Here is a 17,555-nt window from a genome sequence, read left to right as displayed (position 1 = left end):
AGGAGGCTGGACCATGCTGCAACAAAAAGTGTTATCATCATTAGAATTTCATAAAGTAAAAGAAAAAGTGATGTCCTATACCGCATCCACATTAGGAAAAGAAAGAGCGCAGGATTTAACACCTTTGACGGATATAGAAACCATTCAGCATTTGCTGGAAGAGGTAGCAGAAGCGCAAGATGTGATCCGCTTAAAGGGATCTGCGCCATTTGGCGGATTAACAGATATTAGACGTGCAGTGAAACGGGCAGAAATCGGCAGTACATTAAGCCCTTCTGAGCTGATGGAAATCGCAGGACTATTATATGCGGTGAAAAATATGAAACACTTTCTCACGTCCATGTATGAAGATGGAGTAGATATACCGCGCCTTCATACATATGCAGAGACGCTCATTTTACTGCCTGACATTAGAAAAGAAATTGAAAGCTGTATCGGCGACAATGGAGAAGTACTTGATCATGCAACACCGGCACTTCGTACAATTCGAACGCAATTACGTTCTTTAGAATCAAAAGTCCGTGATAAATTAGAAGCGATGATTCGTTCACAATCGGCTTCAAAAATGCTGTCAGACACCATTGTCACCATTCGTAATGACCGGTTTGTTATTCCAGTGAAACAAGAGTACCGCTCGAATTACGGCGGAATTGTTCACGATCAGTCTTCATCAGGGGCAACTCTTTTTATTGAGCCGCAAGTCGTCGTGGATGTAAATAACACCTTGCAGCAAACCCGTTTAAAAGAGAAGCAAGAGGTTGAAAAGATCCTGCAAATGCTGACAGAGAGTGTGTCAGAGCACATTGGGGAACTGCTTCACAATGTAAAGGAACTACAGACGCTAGATTTTATTTTTGCTAAAGCTAAATATGCAAAGACAGAAAAAGCCACTAAACCTGCTGTGAATGATCAAGGAGAAATCTATTTAAAACGAGCAAGACATCCTCTATTGCCTCGGGATCAAGTTGTCGCAAATGATATTGAACTCGGTAAAGATTTTTCAACAATTGTGATCACTGGACCAAATACAGGGGGAAAGACCGTTACTTTAAAAACGCTTGGTCTTCTGACTTTGATGACACAGGCGGGCCTCCATATTCCAGTTGAAGAAGGCTCTGAAGTGGCTGTGTTCGACCAAGTCTTTGCTGATATTGGAGACGAACAATCCATTGAACAAAGCTTGAGTACGTTCTCATCTCATATGGTCAATATTGTCGATATCTTAAAGAATTTGACTTCTAACTCTCTCGTTTTATTTGATGAATTAGGGGCAGGAACAGACCCAGCTGAAGGTGCGGCACTTGCGATGAGCATATTAGATGAAGTGCATCAAACAAATGCACGTGTCATTGCAACGACTCATTACCCCGAGCTGAAGGCATATGGGTATAACCGGGAAGGCGTCACGAATGCAAGCGTGGAGTTTGATATCGAAACCTTATCACCAACGTATCGCCTGCTCATCGGTGTGCCTGGACGAAGTAACGCATTTGAAATTTCAAAGCGTCTTGGTTTGCCAGATCACCTGATAGACCGGGCAAAAGCGGATATGCATGCAGAGCATAATGAAGTAGACCAAATGATTGCTTCATTAGAAGATAGCAAGAAACAGGCAGAAGAAGAACTGCATGAGACAGAAGTCTATAGAAAAGAAGCAGAAAAGCTTCATAAAGAATTGCAAAGACAAATTCTTGAATGGAATGAGCAAAAAGACAAACTGCTTGAAGAAGCTGAACTGAAAGCGAAAGAGAAAATTGAACAAGCATCAAAAGAAGCAGAAGAGATCATTCAAGAGCTCCGTTCGATAAAAAGTGAACACCGCTCATTCAAAGAGCATGAACTCATCGATGCGCGAAAGCGTCTTGAAGAAGCCGTTCCTGAGTTTGACAGGAAAAAGAAGCCAGAGCCAGCGAAAAAAGCAGTAAGACAGCTGAAGTCAGGCGACGAAGTCAAAGTGCTCACCTTCGGGCAAAAAGGAACGTTGCTTGAACAAACAGGCGACAAAGAATGGAGTGTCCAAATGGGCATTCTGAAAATGAAGGTAAAAGAAAAAGACATGGAATTTATCAAATCAGCACCTGAATTTAAGCAAGAAAAAGCCATCACGGCAGTTAAAGGGAAAGATTATCATGTCTCGCTCGAACTCGATTTAAGAGGCGAGCGTTATGAAAATGCCTTAAGCAGAGTCGAAAAATATTTAGATGATGCTGTATTAGCTGGTTATCCGCGTGTGTCTATTATTCACGGAAAAGGAACTGGCGCCCTTAGAAAAGGGGTTCAGGAATTACTGAAACAGCATCGAAGTGTGAAAAATGCTCGTTTTGGCGAACAAGGTGAGGGAGGATCAGGCGTCACCATCGTCGAATTAAAGTAAAAAGGAGAAAACGCATGAAAGCCTTTTGGGAAAATGAACTTGTGGAAATTGCCGCCTATTATAGCGTGGCCGTCCTCTGTCTCGTCTTATTTCTAACCATTTTTGAACTCGTCACCTCTTATAAAAACTGGGAAGAGATCCAGCGTGGCAACTTAGCTGTTGCCATGGCAACAGGCGGGAAGATCTTTGGGATTGCGAATGTGTTTCAGCATTCAATCGCACAGCACAATTCCCTTCTTCAAATGGTTGGATGGGGCGTATACGGCTTTGTGATGCTGCTCGTCAGCTATTTCATTTTTGAATTTTTAACACCGCGTTTTAAAGTAGACAAAGAGATTGAAAATGATAATAGAGCGGTCGGGTTTATTTCACTTATCATTTCAGTTGGGCTGTCTTATGTAGTAGCAGCCGGCATTTAAGGAGACGACATGGAAAAGCTAGCAAAAGTATTAATCGTAGTTGCCTGCACTTTTGCGGTCATTGGTGCCGTTTATCTGTTCCTGTGAAATGAAAAAACAACGTTAGAAAGCTGTCAGGGAACCCTTGACAGCTTTTATCTCATCAAAGGCGGCGAATGATGATATGAAGCACATTCTGCAAAAAGACGAACTGATCAAGCGCATTGACACTTGTCTTCAAATGACATCCCTCCCAAGAAACATATATGAACCGTATATTGCACGTCCATTTCAAACGTCAGGGTTTTTTGATGATTTGAGTCCCTATATTCAAATCGATTCGAGTGGTTATATCCTCATTCAATATGAACGAGGAATTCAAATGTTGCATAAAAGAACAAAAGTGGCGGATGAAGTCATTTACTGGATTTTAGAAGACACCATTTTTCTCACGGTTTACATCGACATGATGAGGAAGTATCAAGTCGACAACATCCAGACGCATTTACCGAATGATCCAAGTATCCATCAACAGATCGTGGATAGAGTCAACGAGTCTTTTCGTGCAATTGGAGGTTTATATGAACAGTGGCATCATGAAGGAAAAAGAGCTTCTATTGAAACACCGGCCAAAAAGTAAACATGTGCAATTGAACCAAGCCCTATTAGAAAAAAGCAAACTGCCCTAAGGAAAAGTTTGCTATACTATAATAGTACGAAAGTTCAGGAAGGAGGGTTTTTATGCAGTCAGATAAACGTTGGCTTCTGCATTACCCGAATCAAATTCCCCACGAACTCACCATCCCAAATGAAACATTACAATCTTACTTATTCAGCTCCGCAGAGGCTGCACCTGAGCATACAGCCATTCATTTTCTAGGAAAGAACATCACCTATGAACAGCTGCAAGAAGACGTATTGAAACTAGCCAATCATTTGATCAAAATTGGCGTGAAAAAAGGCGACAGAGTAGCGATCATGCTACCGAACTGCCCTCAATCAGTCATCTCTTATTACGCTGTTTTAATAGCAGGTGGCATCGTTGTTCAAACAAATCCGCTCTATACAGAGAAAGAACTGGAATATCAAATGGAAGACAGCGGCGCCAAAGTGCTGATCACGCTAGATTTGTTGTATCCAAAGGCTTATAAAATGAAAGCGTTGACAAGTATGGAGCACTTCATCGTTACCAAACTACAAGATTATTTACCATTCCCGAAAAACATACTGTTTCCTATTGTGCAAAGAAGAAAAAACAAAATGGTCATCCAAGTCGAGAAAAATGATACCATTCATCACTTCTCGCAGATTATGAAAAAATCGGCTGGTGAACAGCAGATACCCGCACTTGCCTTTGATCCGAAAGAGGATATCGCTGTTTTGCAGTATACAGGCGGAACGACCGGTTTACCAAAAGGGGTCATGCTCACACATGAGAATATTTTAGCGAATACTGAAATGTGCGCTTCCTGGATGTATAAAACAAACAGGGGGAAAGAACGTATCCTCGGCATCATTCCGTTTTTTCATGTCTACGGAATGACGACTGTCTTAAATCTTGCGGTCAAAGAAGGGCATCAAATGATTCTGCTCCCACGCTTTGATGTCGCAGATACCCTCAAAACCATTGAAAAACAGAAGCCGACACTATTTCCAGGCGCACCAACTATGTATATCGCCTTGCTAAATCATCCGAACATTGAAAAGTATGACCTGTCGTCCATCACTGCATGTTTAAGCGGCTCAGCGGCACTACCTGTTGAAGTCAAACAAAGCTTTGAAAAATTAACAGGAGGACGCTTAGTGGAGGGGTATGGACTTTCAGAAACCTCTCCCGTCACTCATTCTAACTTTTTATGGGGAGCGAACAAAACAGGCAGCATTGGCTGCCCGTGGCCTAATACAGATGCCGGTATTTACTGCGAAGAAACCGGAGGCCTCAAAGAGCCATATGAGCATGGGGAAATTATTGTGAAAGGCCCTCAAATCATGAAAGGGTACTGGAATCAACTAGAGGAGACAGCAGCTGTACTAAGAGATGGTTGGTTTTTTACGGGAGATATTGGATATATGGATGAGGACGGTTTTTTCTATATCGTCGACCGAAAAAAAGATGTCATCATTGCGAGCGGCTATAATATATACCCAAGAGAGGTCGAAGAAGCCCTTTTTGAGCATGAGCTTGTACAAGAAGTCGTCGTTGCAGGTATTCCAGATCCGTACAGAGGAGAAACAGTGAAAGCATTTATTGTACCGAAAAAGAATGCCTACTTAACAGAGGACGAACTTGATCGCTTTGTCAGAACGAGAATTGCCTCATTTAAAGTACCGCGCGTGTATGAATTTAAAGAGTCACTGCCTAAAACAGCCGTCGGGAAGATATTGCGCAGAGTATTAATTGAAGAAGAAAAAAGAAAGCACGCTTCTTCAGCTGAAACGCCTGCCGATCAATCGAAAACATAGCGGCATCGTCATCCGGTCCACCGGCCGGATGATTTGAATGTTGACCGCTTCCTCTGTTATGCTAAAAGAGGAAAAGAAAGAAGAAGATGACTTGACAAATCGCCCGTTTCTTTTTAACATAAAGTTATGAATGAATACTCATTCAATTTAGAAAGGGACGAAGCACATTGAAGCAGAAAAGACCGAAGTACATGCAAATTATTGATGCAGCAGTTGTGGTGATTGCAGAGAACGGCTATCACCAATCACAAGTTTCAAAGATTGCGAAACAGGCAGGGGTAGCAGACGGAACCATTTATCTTTATTTTAAAAATAAAGAGGATATTTTGATCTCATTATTCAAAGAAAAAATGGGACAATTCATCGAACGGATGGAAACAGATATTCAAAAGAAACCGTCTGCGAAAGAAAAGCTTTTACTGCTCATTGAAGAGCATTTTCGTATGCTTGCGCAAAATCATCATTTGGCTCTTGTGACACAGCTTGAACTCAGGCAGTCAAACCTTGAGCTGCGGCAAAAAATCAATGAGGTGCTGAAAGGGTATTTAAATATGCTCGAATCCATTTTAGCAGATGGAAAGAAAACAGGAGAATTTAGACAAAATCTAGATGTCCGTTTAGCGAGACAAATGGTATTTGGGACGATTGATGAAACCGCTACAACATGGGTCATGAATGATCAAAAATATGATCTTCCTGCACTCGCAGAAAACGTACGTGATCTACTCTTAAACGGAATACATCAATCTTAAAGACATTTTGAAAAAGGATGATTGACATGGAAAAGATACTCACCTTACATCATGAAGGACAGACAGCACTTATCACGATTCAGCATCCACCAGCAAACGCCTTATCTTCTCAGCTGCTTAGCGAGCTTAATGACATGTTTGACCAGCTCGAACAAAATGAAGAAGTAAGAGCCATTGTGATCCATGGAGAAGGAAGATTTTTCTCAGCAGGTGCTGATATTAAGGAATTTACGACCTTGCAGGAAGAGTCTGACTATTCAAGCCTTGCAGACAGAGGGCAGCAGGTCTTTGAACGGATTGAACAATGTCCAAAACCGGTCATTGCTTCAATTCACGGAGCTGCATTAGGCGGGGGCCTTGAGCTTGCTATGTCTTGTGATATCCGAATCGCAACAAAAGATGCGAAGCTTGGACTGCCAGAACTAAACCTCGGCATCATTCCAGGATTCGGTGGTACGCAGCGCCTGCCGCGCTATGTTGGTTCTGCTAAAGCGCTTGAAATGATGGGTACAGCTGAACCGATTACAGGGGAAGAAGCATTTGCTTGCGGACTTGTGTCAAAGCTGGCAGAAACAGAGGAAGAGGCGCTCGAAGCAGCCAAAACACTTGCGTCAAAATTTGCAACGAAAAGTCCGAAATCACTCGAGTATGTGCTGGATTTATTGAATGCGACAAAATTGTATTCATATGACGGCGGTATGAAGCTAGAAGCCAAAAAGTTCGGTGAGATTTTCCAATCGAATGATGCCAAAGAAGGCATCCAAGCCTTTATCGAAAAGCGCAAACCAAATTTTAAAGGGGAATAAGGGATTAAACGACACAAGGGGGAGAAATAAATGAATATATTTGTTTTGATGAAGCGTACGTTTGACACGGAAGAGAAGATTTCGATTCAGTCTGGTGCAATTCAAGAAGATGGAGCAGAGTTCATTATTAATCCTTATGACGAGTACGCCATAGAAGAAGCGATCCAGCTTCGCGACGAGCACGGGGGAGAAGTGACCGTTGTGACAGTTGGCAGTGAGGATGCGGAAAAACAGCTGAGAACAGCGCTTGCTATGGGCTGCGATCAAGCCGTTTTATTAAATGTGGAAGATGACTTAGAAGAGTGGGATCAATATTCAGCTTCTACGATTCTTTACCATTATTTAAAGGACAAAGAGGCTTCCTTGATCTTAGCAGGGAATGTGGCAATTGACGGTGGCTCTGGACAGGTTGCCCCGCGTCTTGCTGAATTACTTGGGTTTTCATATGTCACAACGATTACAAGTATCCAAATTGATGGCGGCTCTGCTTCGATTGAACGAGATGCAGAAGGTGATGTGGAAGTCATTTCTGCTGAGCTCCCGCTTGTTGTCACTGCGCAGCAAGGTCTCAATGAGCCACGCTATCCATCATTACCTGGCATTATGAAGGCAAAGAAAAAGCCTTTAGAAGAATTGGAACTTGATGATTTAGATCTCGATGAAGATGATGTGCCATATAAAATCAAAACAATTGAACGTTTCTTACCGGAGAAAAAAGAGGGTGGCAAGGTGCTGAGCGGAGAGCTTCAGGATCAAGTCAAAGAACTGACAGATTTACTTAGAAATGAAGCGAAGGTCATCTAAACATCCACTTTACGATATCACGAGAACAAGGGGGAACTTGAAAGATGAGTAAAAAAGTTGTTGTACTTGGAGAAAGTCGTGACGGTAAATTAAGAAATGTGACATTTGAAGCCATTGCTGCCGCTCATCAAGTGGCAGATGGCGGTGAAGTCATTGGCGTGTTAATAGGGGATGACGTCAAAGACCAAGCGAATGAACTGCTTTACTATGGAGCGGATCATGTCATGATTGTGGAGCATCCGCACCTTTCATATTATACGTCAGATGGATTTGCGCAAGCACTTCAAGCTATATTAGATCAGGTTGACCCAGATGCCGTCCTTTTTGGCCATACGTCTATCGGAAAAGACTTGTCGCCGAAAATAGCTGCACGCTTGCAAACTGGCCTCATTTCAGATGCAATTGATGTAAGCGTTACCGGAGAACATCTTGTTTTTACAAGACCGATTTATTCTGGAAAAGCCTTTGAAAAAGTGATTTCAACAGATCGTCTGCTTTTGGCAACCATCCGCCCAAACAACGTGGCACCTCTTGAGCGGGATGCCTCACGAAGCGGAGACATTACACCGGTTTCTGTCGATATTCAAAACTTGCGAACGATTGTGAAGGAAGTCATTAAAAAAACGTCAGAAGGTGTAGATTTATCTGAAGCAAAGGTCATTGTTGCCGGGGGACGTGGGGTCAAGAGTAAGGAAGGGTTTGAACCGCTGAATGAACTCGCTGAGACGCTGGGTGCAGCAGTCGGTGCCTCGCGTGGCGCCTGTGACGCAGACTACTGTGATTACGCCCTGCAAATTGGGCAAACAGGCAAGGTCGTCACACCTGATCTCTATATTGCGTGCGGGATATCAGGGGCGATTCAACATTTAGCCGGAATGTCTAACAGTAAAGTCATTGTGGCGATTAACAAAGACCCAGAAGCTGAGATCTTCAAAATCGCCGATTACGGAATCGTCGGTGACTTGTTTGAAGTGGTACCGCTTTTGAATGAAGAGTTAAAAAAGATGAATATCCACTCGTAACGCTCATACACTCAGAATGCCTAGGTATTCTGGGTTTTTTTGTATGTAATCAATACACAAAGGAGCGGTTGACAAGTGAAGGGGACAGTAAAAGTCAATGACGTGATCGGACGTATTTCTAAACACATCTATGGACATTTTCAAGAGCATTTAGGAAGAGGGATTTATGACGGGATTTGGGTCGGAAAAGATTCAGAGATCGATCATATTGAGGGGATTCGTACGGATGTGCTTAAAGCCCTTCAAGCATTACATATTCCGGTGCTTAGGTGGCCGGGCGGCTGCTTTGCAGACGAGTATCATTGGGCAAATGGTGTAGGAGATCTGAGCGAACGAAAGCCAATGGTGAACACTCATTGGGGTGGCACGGTTGAATCCAATGAATTTGGTACACATGAGTTTATGAAATTGTGTGAGCTACTTGAATGCGAGCCTTATATTTGCGGAAATGTGGGAAGTGGGACTGTTCAAGAATTAGCAGACTGGGTTGAGTACATCACCTTTCCAAAGGGAACGCCTATGTCTGATTGGCGCATTCAAAATGGAAAACATGAGCCTTGGGATTTGACCTATGTTGGTGTAGGAAACGAAAGCTGGGGCTGCGGCGGGAATATGACGCCTGAATACTATGCCGATTTATATAAACGATATCAAACGTATGTGAGAGAATTTGTAGGTCAATCCATATACAAAATTGCGTGCGGAGCCAATTCAAATGATGTGAATTGGACAAAAGTATTAATGGAGCGCGCCGCACCTTGGATGGATGGACTCAGTTTGCATTACTACACTGTACCTGGTACGTGGGAGAAGAAAGGGTCAGCGACTGAATTTGATGAAGATGAATGGTTTATCACGTTGAAAAAAGCCTATGAGATGGAACGGCTTGTCTTGGATCATGGAGAGATCATGGATCGGTATGACCCAGACAAGAGAATCGGGATGATCATTGATGAATGGGGGACATGGTATGATCCAGAACCAGGAACAAATCCAGGGTTTTTGTATCAGCAAAACACGCTAAGAGACGCACTTGTTTGTGCCCTTCATTTTCATATCTTTCATCGTCATTGCCAGCGAATTCATATGGCGAATATTGCTCAGACGGTCAATGTTCTTCAAGCAATGGTGTTAACGGAAGACGAAAAAATGCTTCTGACCCCGACGTATCATGTGTTTCACATGTTTCAAGTGCATCAAGAGGAGGAAGCACTTGAAGTGGATTTCGTGTCAACGCCTTATGAACGAAGCGGTGAAAAAATACCTCAAGTTAGTGTGTCAGCTTCGCGCTCGTCAGATAAGATGCATATTAGCTTCTGTCACCTGAATCCGCATGAACAAAACGAAGTATCCCTTGCCATTGAAGGTTTGGATGCACAAACGAAAGTCACGGGCCGCGTGCTGACAGCGGATCGCATGAATGCGCACAATACATTTGATGATCCCCATGCTGTCCAGCCAGTAGAGTTTCAGCAATTTGCTGTAAAATCCGGTGAGTTGACCATAGATCTGCCGCCAATGTCTGTGGTGATGATCACGATCGATCTGGCTTGATCGCATATTTAAATGTTTGATGAGCGGGATGTTGGGGCATCATACATTGTAAACAAAGCGGAAAGGGAGTTATTGATATGCTTAGAACGATTCTCATGATTATCGGTGCAATTGTTGTCATTGGTGCGATTGTGCGGTTTGTTTTTTAATTCATTTCATCAAAAATGATTCGTAAGCATTTCATTCGCAAGTCACATTGGTAGATGCTATACTAAAAAGCATAATTTACATTGGAGGAATGAATAATGGCAATCGTAAAAGCTACTGACGCAACATTTTCACAAGAAACTGCAGAAGGTGTTGTTATTGCGGACTTTTGGGCACCATGGTGCGGACCTTGTAAAATGATTGCTCCAGTTCTTGAAGAACTTGATCAAGAAATGGGCGATAAAATGAAAATTGTAAAAATTGATGTAGATGATAACCAAGAAACTGCTGGTAAATACGGCGTAATGAGTATCCCAACACTTCTTGTTTTAAAAGACGGCGAAGTGGTAGAAACTTCTGTTGGTTTCAAACCAAAAGAAGCACTTGCTGAGCTTGTTAACAAACATCTATAAACCTGTCTATGCCCAAGCGGCATACTCACTGAAGCGGTTCTCGTAAAGACGAGAGCCGCTTTTCTTTCAATATGGTATAAAACAAATGTTCGTGATACACTAGAAGGAGTGAAAGAGGAAAACAAGGACGGATGAAAATATGAACAAACTGATCAAAGAAAAGCTATCGGTCTTGCCAGATCAACCTGGCTGCTATTTAATGAAAGATCGACAAAATACAGTCATTTATGTGGGAAAGGCAAAGATCTTAAAAAATAGAGTACGCTCTTATTTCACTGGATCTCATGACGCCAAAACGCAGCGACTTGTCAGTGAAATTGAAGACTTTGAATACATTGTCACCTCTTCTAATATCGAGGCACTCATTTTAGAGCTGAATTTAATCAAAAAATACGACCCAAAATACAATGTCATGCTCAAGGATGACAAAACGTATCCTTTTATTAAAATTACGAATGAACGGCATCCTAAATTGATCGTCACCCGTCATGTAAAAAAGGACAAAGGGAAATATTTCGGACCATACCCGAACGTACAGGCAGCACGTGAAACAAAAAAACTGCTCGACCGTTTATATCCTCTCAGAAAATGTGCCACCCTCCCTGACCGCGTCTGTCTCTATTATCATCTTGGACAATGTCTTGCGCCATGTGTGTATGACATTTCTGAAGAAACGAATAAGCAGCTCGTGGATGAAATCATAAGGTTTCTAAACGGAGGACACCAGCAAATAAAAAAAGAACTCACCGAAAAAATGCAGGAAGCTGCCGAACAACTAGAGTTTGAACGGGCAAAAGAACTGAGAGATCAAATCGCTTACATTGACTCTACGATGGAAAAACAGAAAATGACGATGAGCGATTTATCAGATCGAGATGTTTTTGCATATGCCTATGACAAGGGCTGGATGTGTGTCCAAGTCTTCTTCATCAGGCAGGGAAAATTGATTGAACGCGACGTTAGCCTGTTTCCTATGTATCAAGATCCTGAGGAAGAGTTTCTCACGTTTATGGGGCAATTTTATGCAAAGAACAACCACTTTCTACCGAAGGAAATTTTGGTGCCAGATAGCGTAGATCAAGAGATGATTGAACAATTGCTTGAGACGAACGTTCATCAGCCGAAAAAAGGAAAGAAAAAGGACTTGCTTTTACTAGCCCATCAAAATGCCAAAATCGCTTTAAAAGAAAAATTTTCGCTCATTGAGCGTGATGAAGAGCGCTCAATTGGTGCGGTGAAGCAGCTTGGAGATGCACTAAATATTTATATGCCTTACCGGATTGAGGCTTTTGATAACTCGAATATTCAAGGTGCTGACCCAGTTTCTGCCATGGTCGTTTTTCAGGACGGGAAGCCGTATAAAAAGGAATACCGAAAATACAAAATTAAAACCGTCACAGGTCCAGATGATTATGCATCGATGCGTGAAGTCATTAGAAGGCGATATACTCGCGTGTTAAAGGATGAGCTTCCGCTACCAGATTTGATTTTAATTGACGGTGGAAAGGGACAGATCAATGCAGCGATAGATGTCCTTGAAAATGAGTTGAATCTGTCTGTTCCAGTAGCAGGTCTAGTCAAAGATGAAAAGCACCGGACTTCCAATCTGATGATGGGCGATACACTTGAAATTGTTGCACTTGAGCGGAATAGCCAAGCCTTCTATTTATTGCAGCGCATTCAAGATGAAGTGCACCGGTTCGCAATTAGCTTTCACAGGCAGCTGCGCGGAAAAAATGCATTTCAATCTATTCTAGACGATGTGCCAGGTATCGGAGAAAAGCGTAAAAAACAATTGCTTAAACATTTTGGCTCCGTGAAAAAGATGAAAGAAGCCACGATCGAAGACTTTCAAGAGGCTGGCATCCCGAAACAAACGGCCGAGCTTTTAATAGAAGCTTTAAAAAAATAGATTGTACTTTTTCAAAAAGTCTGTTAAGATTGTGACTAAATTTAATAAATGAACGTGTTGTTTGTTGAAGATAGAGGTGCGAACTTCAAGAGTAAGCCTTCAGAGATCGATGGGATCTAGGAAGAGGGCTGAAAGGGGAGCGTCGCCGAAGTGAATAAAATCCACTCATTTTATTCGCTGGCTGTACATTGAAGAAATGTAGGGCTGTCAAGAATTTATTTCTTGGAGGGCTATCTCATTGTTTGCATCGTTTGATGATGATTATAAAGCAATGGGAGATCTGTTCTCTCATTGCTTTTTTTATTTGCAGTGAGCGGGCAATCTCCAAAGCCGCTTCTTGCCTCTTCTCTCACACGTGATCTTTTGAAAAAGGGTGGTAGACATGGGATTAATTGTACAAAAATTTGGCGGAACGTCTGTTGGATCAACAGAAAAAATTCGCAATGCTGCAGAAAGGGTCATCGCTGAACGCAAGGCTGGACATGATGTGGTTGTGGTTGTGTCGGCAATGGGTAAATCAACGGATGTTCTAGTAGACCTAGCGAAAGAACTCACAGATCATCCGAGCAACAGAGAAATAGATATGCTGCTCGCAACTGGAGAGCAAGTGACCATTTCCTTATTAACGATGGCGCTACAAGCAAAAGGCTATGATGCCATTTCCTTTACAGGCTGGCAGGCTGGTATGAAAACAGAGCAAGTACATGGTAACGCAAGAATCGTCGATATTGATGAATCAAGAGTAAAAGAGGAATTAAATGCTGGGAAAGTGGTTGTCGTAGCAGGCTTCCAAGGCATCGCAGATGATTTGCATATCACAACGCTTGGACGTGGTGGATCAGATACAACAGCTGTGGCACTTGCTGCTGCACTAAAAGCGGATAAATGTGATATTTACACAGACGTTCCAGGTGTGTTTACAACAGATCCGCGTTATGTACCAGCGGCGCGAAAACTTGCAGGTATTTCATACGATGAGATGCTCGAACTGGCTAATTTAGGAGCTGGCGTCTTGCATCCGAGAGCTGTCGAATTTGCGAAAAATTATCAAGTCCCCCTAGAAGTCCGTTCTAGTATTGAAAATGAATCAGGTACGTTAATTGAGGAGGAATCATCCATGGAACAAAATTTAGTCGTCAGAGGCATTGCATTTGAGGATCAGATTACACGCGTGACGGTATGCGGTCTTTCAAGCGGTCTCACCACATTGTCGACCATCTTTACGACACTTGCGAAACAAAATATCAATGTGGATATCATCATTCAGTCCGTCACAAGCACCAATCAGACGTCGATCTCTTTCTCTGTGAAAACGGATGATTTGTCTAAAACAGTTGAAGTGTTAGAAGAATATAAAGGAGCACTTGGCTATGAACAGATCGAGACAGAAAGCAAATTAGCCAAAGTATCTATCGTTGGATCTGGTATGGTCTCAAATCCAGGCGTAGCCGCAGAAATGTTCGCTGTGTTAGCGGAAAAAGACATACAAGTGAAAATGGTCAGTACGTCTGAAATCAAAGTCTCAACAGTGGTTGGCCGTGACGATATGGTCAAAGCAGTAGAAGCACTGCATGATGCGTTTGATTTATCAAAGGTAGCTGCCCATTCTTAAAACAAAAAGGAGGTGTATCTCATGAAAGAGTGCACCTCTTTTTTATATTCGAAACCGCCGCATTCAACAAAGGAAAACGTGCGTAAACATATTCACTAAGTATGCTATGATAGAAGAAGGCAAACAAAAAAGGCGTGACCTAAAGTCCGCGCCTTTCATAAAGAGTGTTAGCTAGGGTCTCTTAAATCCCATTTAACGGTTAAAATGACTTTTTCAGCACGCTTTTTCACTTGTTCATAAGATTCAGCCACATGCTCGTTGAGAAGCTGGATTTGTTCAGCAATAAAACCTGCTTCCATCTGAAAGCAAGGCTCCTTTTGATAGGTGAGTCGATTTGATACAAGTGGACCTTCGAGCTCAAACTCAATTTCCTGTTTTTTCGAATGGACCATCGTGAGAGTTCCCCAACCGGCATCATGGAAAAATTCGGGGATCTTCTCCCATGACTCTTGAGGAAATTTACGAGCAAGTAGCTTACCCGCAAAATACATCATAGATGAATGATCCTGACCAAGAATATCAGGCAGCAGAACTTCGCGTATCAGCTCGTAGGCAAATCCATTGACTTCAATTTCTTTTAGCTGTTCTAAGTTAGATTCGAATTTATTCATTGTACGGCTCCCCTCTTTCAACAATTTATTATAGCTTATGTGAGCATATGATGACAGAGTTTTCCCTGAAGTCTAAGAAATTCTTATTGTAGTAAAACGAATTTTGATTTAAAACTTTTAAATTTCGGAAAATTTTAATTTATGTACGCGGTTTCTTGACGCTTTTTTGACATAGGAGTAAAATGAAATTGTCAATAAATTTGAATAAAGTGCTTACAATTGAAAGAAGCGGGGGTAAGACAATTTTCAGCAATTGCACTTTTTATTAGGGGGTAAAGTAATGTCGGGGAACAAAGAATTTTTTTATCGGAGATTGCATTCTTTGCTTGGCGTCATTCCGGTCGGTCTATTTTTAATTCAGCACTTAGTTGTGAACCATTTTGCGACGAGTGGACCAGAGGCGTTTAACAAAGCTGCACACTTTATGGAACAGCTTCCATTCAGATATGCACTTGAGCTGTTCGTGATTTTCTTACCACTGATCTATCATGCTGTTTATGGGGTGTACATAGCCTTTACGGCACAAAACAACACGTCTCGCTTCAGTTACTTAAGAAACTGGTTGTTCAGACTGCAAAGGATTTCAGGTATCATCACATTGATTTTTGTCAGTTGGCACGTATGGGAAACACGAATTCAAGCGCAGCTTGGAGCTGAAGTGAACTATGACATGATGGCGAATATTTTAAGCTCTCCATTTATGCTAGGCTTCTATATTGTCGGCGTTTTATCTACTATTTTCCACTTTGCTAATGGCTTGTGGTCATTTGCTGTCAGCTGGGGAATTACTGTTTCACCACGCTCACAAAGAATCTCCACATATGTGACATTAGGTATATTTATAGCGCTTTCATATGTAGGGCTAAGAGCAATTTTCGCTTTTGTTTAAGAGGAAATAGATTAGTAGAAGAGGGAGAGGGGCTACAATGAGTAATTCTAGCATCATCGTTGTCGGAGGCGGCTTAGCTGGTCTCATGGCAACTATTAAAGCAGCAGAAGCGGGAACAGCTGTTAAACTATTTTCAATCGTACCTGTAAAACGTTCGCATTCCGTATGTGCACAGGGCGGAATCAACGGAGCGGTAAATACAAAAGGTGAAGGGGATTCACCTTATGAGCATTTTGATGACACGGTATATGGTGGAGACTTCTTAGCCAACCAGCCGCCAGTAAAGGCAATGTGTGAAGCAGCACCGTCCATTATCCACTTACTTGATCGGATGGGTGTGATGTTTAACAGAACACCAGAGGGGTTATTGGACTTCCGCCGCTTCGGGGGAACACAGCACCACCGTACAGCATTTGCTGGAGCTACAACAGGTCAGCAGTTATTATATGCACTTGATGAGCAGGTTCGCCGCTATGAAGTAGCAGGACTTGTCACGAAATATGAAGGCTGGGAATTCCTTGGCGCTGTGTTAGATGACGAGGAAGTATGCCGAGGCATTGTCGCTCAGAACTTGACGACAATGGAAATTGAATCCTTCCGTTCAGATGCAGTGATCATGGCAACAGGCGGTCCTGGAATCGTGTTCGGAAAATCAACGAACTCCATGATCAACACTGGATCTGCTGCATCCATCGTCTATCAGCAAGGGGCTCATTACGCAAATGGAGAATTCATTCAAATTCACCCAACAGCGATCCCTGGAGATGACAAGCTTCGTCTCATGAGTGAGTCGGCTCGTGGTGAAGGCGGACGTGTTTGGACATATAAAGACGGGAAGCCTTGGTATTTCCTAGAGGAAAAATATCCAGCATACGGAAACCTTGTACCGCGTGATATCGCAACGCGTGAAATTTTCGACGTATGTGTCGAGCAAAAGCTTGGCATCAACGGAGAGAACATGGTATATCTCGATCTTTCTCATAAAGATCCGAAAGAACTTGATATTAAACTTGGCGGCATCATTGAAATCTATGAAAAATTCATGGGTGATGACCCGCGTAAGCTTCCAATGAAAATTTTCCCTGCTGTTCATTACTCAATGGGCGGATTATGGGTTGATTATGATCAAATGACAAATATCAAAGGTCTATTCGCTGCCGGAGAATGTGATTACTCTATGCACGGCGGAAACAGACTTGGTGCAAACTCACTGCTTTCAGCCATTTACGGCGGAATGGTCGCTGGACCAAATGCTGTGAAGTACATTAGCGGTCTTGAAAAGTCTGCGGAAGACCTATCTTCTGCAACATTCGACAGTGCTGTGAAGAAAGAGCAGGAGAAATGGGACAACATTCTGAGCATGGACGGAACAGAAAATGCGTACGTGCTTCATAAAGAGCTTGGAGAATGGATGACGGATAACGTCACAGTCGTTCGTTACAATGACAAACTCTTAAAAACAGATCAGAAGATCGAAGAACTAATGGAGCGCTACAAACAGATCAACATCAATGATACCGCTTCATGGAGCAACCAAGGCGCTGCCTTCACACGTCAGCTTGACAATATGCTTCAACTGGCAAGAGTCATTACGATCGGGGCTTACAACAGGAATGAAAGCCGAGGCGCACACTACAAACCGGACTTCCCAGAGAGAAACGATGAAGAATTCCTAAAAACAACGATGGCTACGTTCAAAGGAAAAAATCAAAAGCCTGCATTCCACTATGAGGACGTCGATGTATCGTTAATTGCACCTCGTAAACGAGATTACTCGAAGAAAAAGGTGGAGAAATAA

15 protein-coding genes and 1 riboswitch are annotated in these 17,555 nt (G+C 42.5%); of the genes, 14 read left to right on the top strand and 1 reads right to left on the bottom strand.

Annotation, left to right across the window (positions count from 1 at the left end; translation table 11 throughout):
* The first annotated feature begins 16 nt into the window (after nucleotides 1-16).
* The 12 genes from NKR21_RS14250 (at nucleotide 17) to NKR21_RS14195 (ending at nucleotide 14,257) form a co-directional block, all read left to right on the top strand.
* A complete protein-coding gene (locus tag NKR21_RS14250) occupies nucleotides 17-2,374 on the top strand; it encodes an endonuclease MutS2 (RefSeq protein WP_041816302.1) in 2,358 nt (785 codons plus the stop codon).
* Between the two features lie 14 nt (nucleotides 2,375-2,388).
* Nucleotides 2,389-2,793 (top strand): DUF350 domain-containing protein, encoded by a 405-nt coding sequence (locus NKR21_RS14245; RefSeq protein ID WP_007501637.1) that lies wholly within the window; start codon nucleotides 2,389-2,391, stop codon nucleotides 2,791-2,793.
* Nucleotides 2,794-2,956: 163 nt separating this feature from the next.
* Nucleotides 2,957-3,412 (top strand): immunity 63 family protein, encoded by a 456-nt coding sequence (locus NKR21_RS14240; RefSeq protein ID WP_144455578.1) that lies wholly within the window; start codon nucleotides 2,957-2,959, stop codon nucleotides 3,410-3,412.
* 101 nt (nucleotides 3,413-3,513) lie between these two features.
* The gene (locus tag NKR21_RS14235) at nucleotides 3,514-5,235 is read left to right on the top strand and encodes an AMP-binding protein (RefSeq protein WP_144455580.1); all 1,722 of its coding nucleotides are present in this window, start codon (nucleotides 3,514-3,516) and stop codon (nucleotides 5,233-5,235) included.
* 167 nt (nucleotides 5,236-5,402) lie between these two features.
* The gene (locus tag NKR21_RS14230; protein ID WP_012010825.1) at nucleotides 5,403-5,987 is read left to right on the top strand and encodes a fatty acid metabolism transcriptional regulator FadR; all 585 of its coding nucleotides are present in this window, start codon (nucleotides 5,403-5,405) and stop codon (nucleotides 5,985-5,987) included.
* A gap of 26 nt (nucleotides 5,988-6,013) precedes the next feature.
* Entirely contained in the window at nucleotides 6,014-6,793 is a 780-nt protein-coding gene (locus NKR21_RS14225) for an enoyl-CoA hydratase (RefSeq protein WP_012010824.1), read from the top strand.
* 30 nt (nucleotides 6,794-6,823) lie between these two features.
* On the top strand, nucleotides 6,824-7,597 hold the full coding sequence (locus tag NKR21_RS14220; protein WP_012010823.1) for an electron transfer flavoprotein subunit beta/FixA family protein: 774 nt from the start codon (nucleotides 6,824-6,826) through the stop codon (nucleotides 7,595-7,597).
* A 44-nt stretch (nucleotides 7,598-7,641) separates the two neighbouring features.
* The gene (locus NKR21_RS14215; RefSeq protein WP_003216494.1) at nucleotides 7,642-8,619 is read left to right on the top strand and encodes an electron transfer flavoprotein subunit alpha/FixB family protein; all 978 of its coding nucleotides are present in this window, start codon (nucleotides 7,642-7,644) and stop codon (nucleotides 8,617-8,619) included.
* Between the two features lie 75 nt (nucleotides 8,620-8,694).
* On the top strand, nucleotides 8,695-10,173 hold the full coding sequence (locus NKR21_RS14210) for an alpha-N-arabinofuranosidase (protein ID WP_144455582.1): 1,479 nt from the start codon (nucleotides 8,695-8,697) through the stop codon (nucleotides 10,171-10,173).
* Nucleotides 10,174-10,418: 245 nt separating this feature from the next.
* A complete protein-coding gene (trxA, locus tag NKR21_RS14205) occupies nucleotides 10,419-10,733 on the top strand; it encodes a thioredoxin (RefSeq protein ID WP_003216330.1) in 315 nt (104 codons plus the stop codon).
* Nucleotides 10,734-10,872: 139 nt separating this feature from the next.
* Complete coding sequence (gene uvrC / locus NKR21_RS14200; RefSeq protein WP_088001958.1) at nucleotides 10,873-12,645, top strand: excinuclease ABC subunit UvrC; 1,773 nt, start codon at nucleotides 10,873-10,875, stop codon at nucleotides 12,643-12,645.
* Nucleotides 12,646-12,708: 63 nt separating this feature from the next.
* A riboswitch (Lysine riboswitch) is annotated at nucleotides 12,709-12,886 on the top strand.
* 141 nt (nucleotides 12,887-13,027) lie between these two features.
* Nucleotides 13,028-14,257 carry an aspartate kinase gene (locus NKR21_RS14195; protein WP_144455584.1) on the top strand — a complete coding sequence of 410 codons (1,230 nt, stop codon included), beginning with the start codon at nucleotides 13,028-13,030 and terminating at the stop codon, nucleotides 14,255-14,257.
* Nucleotides 14,258-14,424: 167 nt separating this feature from the next.
* Here NKR21_RS14195 and NKR21_RS14190 read toward each other — a convergent pair whose 3' ends face one another.
* On the bottom strand, nucleotides 14,425-14,868 hold the full coding sequence (locus NKR21_RS14190; RefSeq protein WP_024423214.1) for a YslB family protein: 444 nt from the start codon (nucleotides 14,866-14,868) through the stop codon (nucleotides 14,425-14,427).
* Between the two features lie 280 nt (nucleotides 14,869-15,148).
* Between NKR21_RS14190 and NKR21_RS14185 the strand changes: the two genes are divergently transcribed.
* Nucleotides 15,149-15,757, top strand: a complete 609-nt coding sequence (locus NKR21_RS14185) for a succinate dehydrogenase cytochrome b558 subunit (protein ID WP_012010818.1) — start codon at nucleotides 15,149-15,151, stop codon at nucleotides 15,755-15,757.
* Between the two features lie 37 nt (nucleotides 15,758-15,794).
* Entirely contained in the window at nucleotides 15,795-17,555 is a 1,761-nt protein-coding gene (gene sdhA / locus NKR21_RS14180; protein ID WP_012010817.1) for a succinate dehydrogenase flavoprotein subunit, read from the top strand.

This window comes from Bacillus sp. 1735sda2 (genome assembly GCF_024159245.1).
GTDB lineage: Bacteria > Bacillota > Bacilli > Bacillales > Bacillaceae > Bacillus > Bacillus pumilus_O.
This window is presented reverse-complemented; position numbering and strand designations above follow the sequence as displayed.

Excerpts from the sequence above, each read along its gene's own strand:
- NKR21_RS14195 (WP_144455584.1), top strand. The coding sequence starts at position 13,028 with ATGGGATTAATTGTACAAAAATTTGGCGGAACGTCTGTTGGATCAACA.
- NKR21_RS14220 (WP_012010823.1), top strand. The coding sequence starts at position 6,824 with ATGAATATATTTGTTTTGATGAAGCGTACGTTTGACACGGAAGAGAAG.
- NKR21_RS14215 (WP_003216494.1), top strand. The coding sequence starts at position 7,642 with ATGAGTAAAAAAGTTGTTGTACTTGGAGAAAGTCGTGACGGTAAATTA.
- NKR21_RS14240 (WP_144455578.1), top strand. The coding sequence starts at position 2,957 with ATGAAGCACATTCTGCAAAAAGACGAACTGATCAAGCGCATTGACACT.
- uvrC (WP_088001958.1), top strand. The coding sequence starts at position 10,873 with ATGAACAAACTGATCAAAGAAAAGCTATCGGTCTTGCCAGATCAACCT.
- NKR21_RS14245 (WP_007501637.1), top strand. The coding sequence starts at position 2,389 with ATGAAAGCCTTTTGGGAAAATGAACTTGTGGAAATTGCCGCCTATTAT.
- NKR21_RS14190 (WP_024423214.1), bottom strand. The coding sequence starts at position 14,868 with ATGAATAAATTCGAATCTAACTTAGAACAGCTAAAAGAAATTGAAGTC.
- NKR21_RS14185 (WP_012010818.1), top strand. The coding sequence starts at position 15,149 with ATGTCGGGGAACAAAGAATTTTTTTATCGGAGATTGCATTCTTTGCTT.
- trxA (WP_003216330.1), top strand. The coding sequence starts at position 10,419 with ATGGCAATCGTAAAAGCTACTGACGCAACATTTTCACAAGAAACTGCA.
- sdhA (WP_012010817.1), top strand. The coding sequence starts at position 15,795 with ATGAGTAATTCTAGCATCATCGTTGTCGGAGGCGGCTTAGCTGGTCTC.
- NKR21_RS14225 (WP_012010824.1), top strand. The coding sequence starts at position 6,014 with ATGGAAAAGATACTCACCTTACATCATGAAGGACAGACAGCACTTATC.
- NKR21_RS14235 (WP_144455580.1), top strand. The coding sequence starts at position 3,514 with ATGCAGTCAGATAAACGTTGGCTTCTGCATTACCCGAATCAAATTCCC.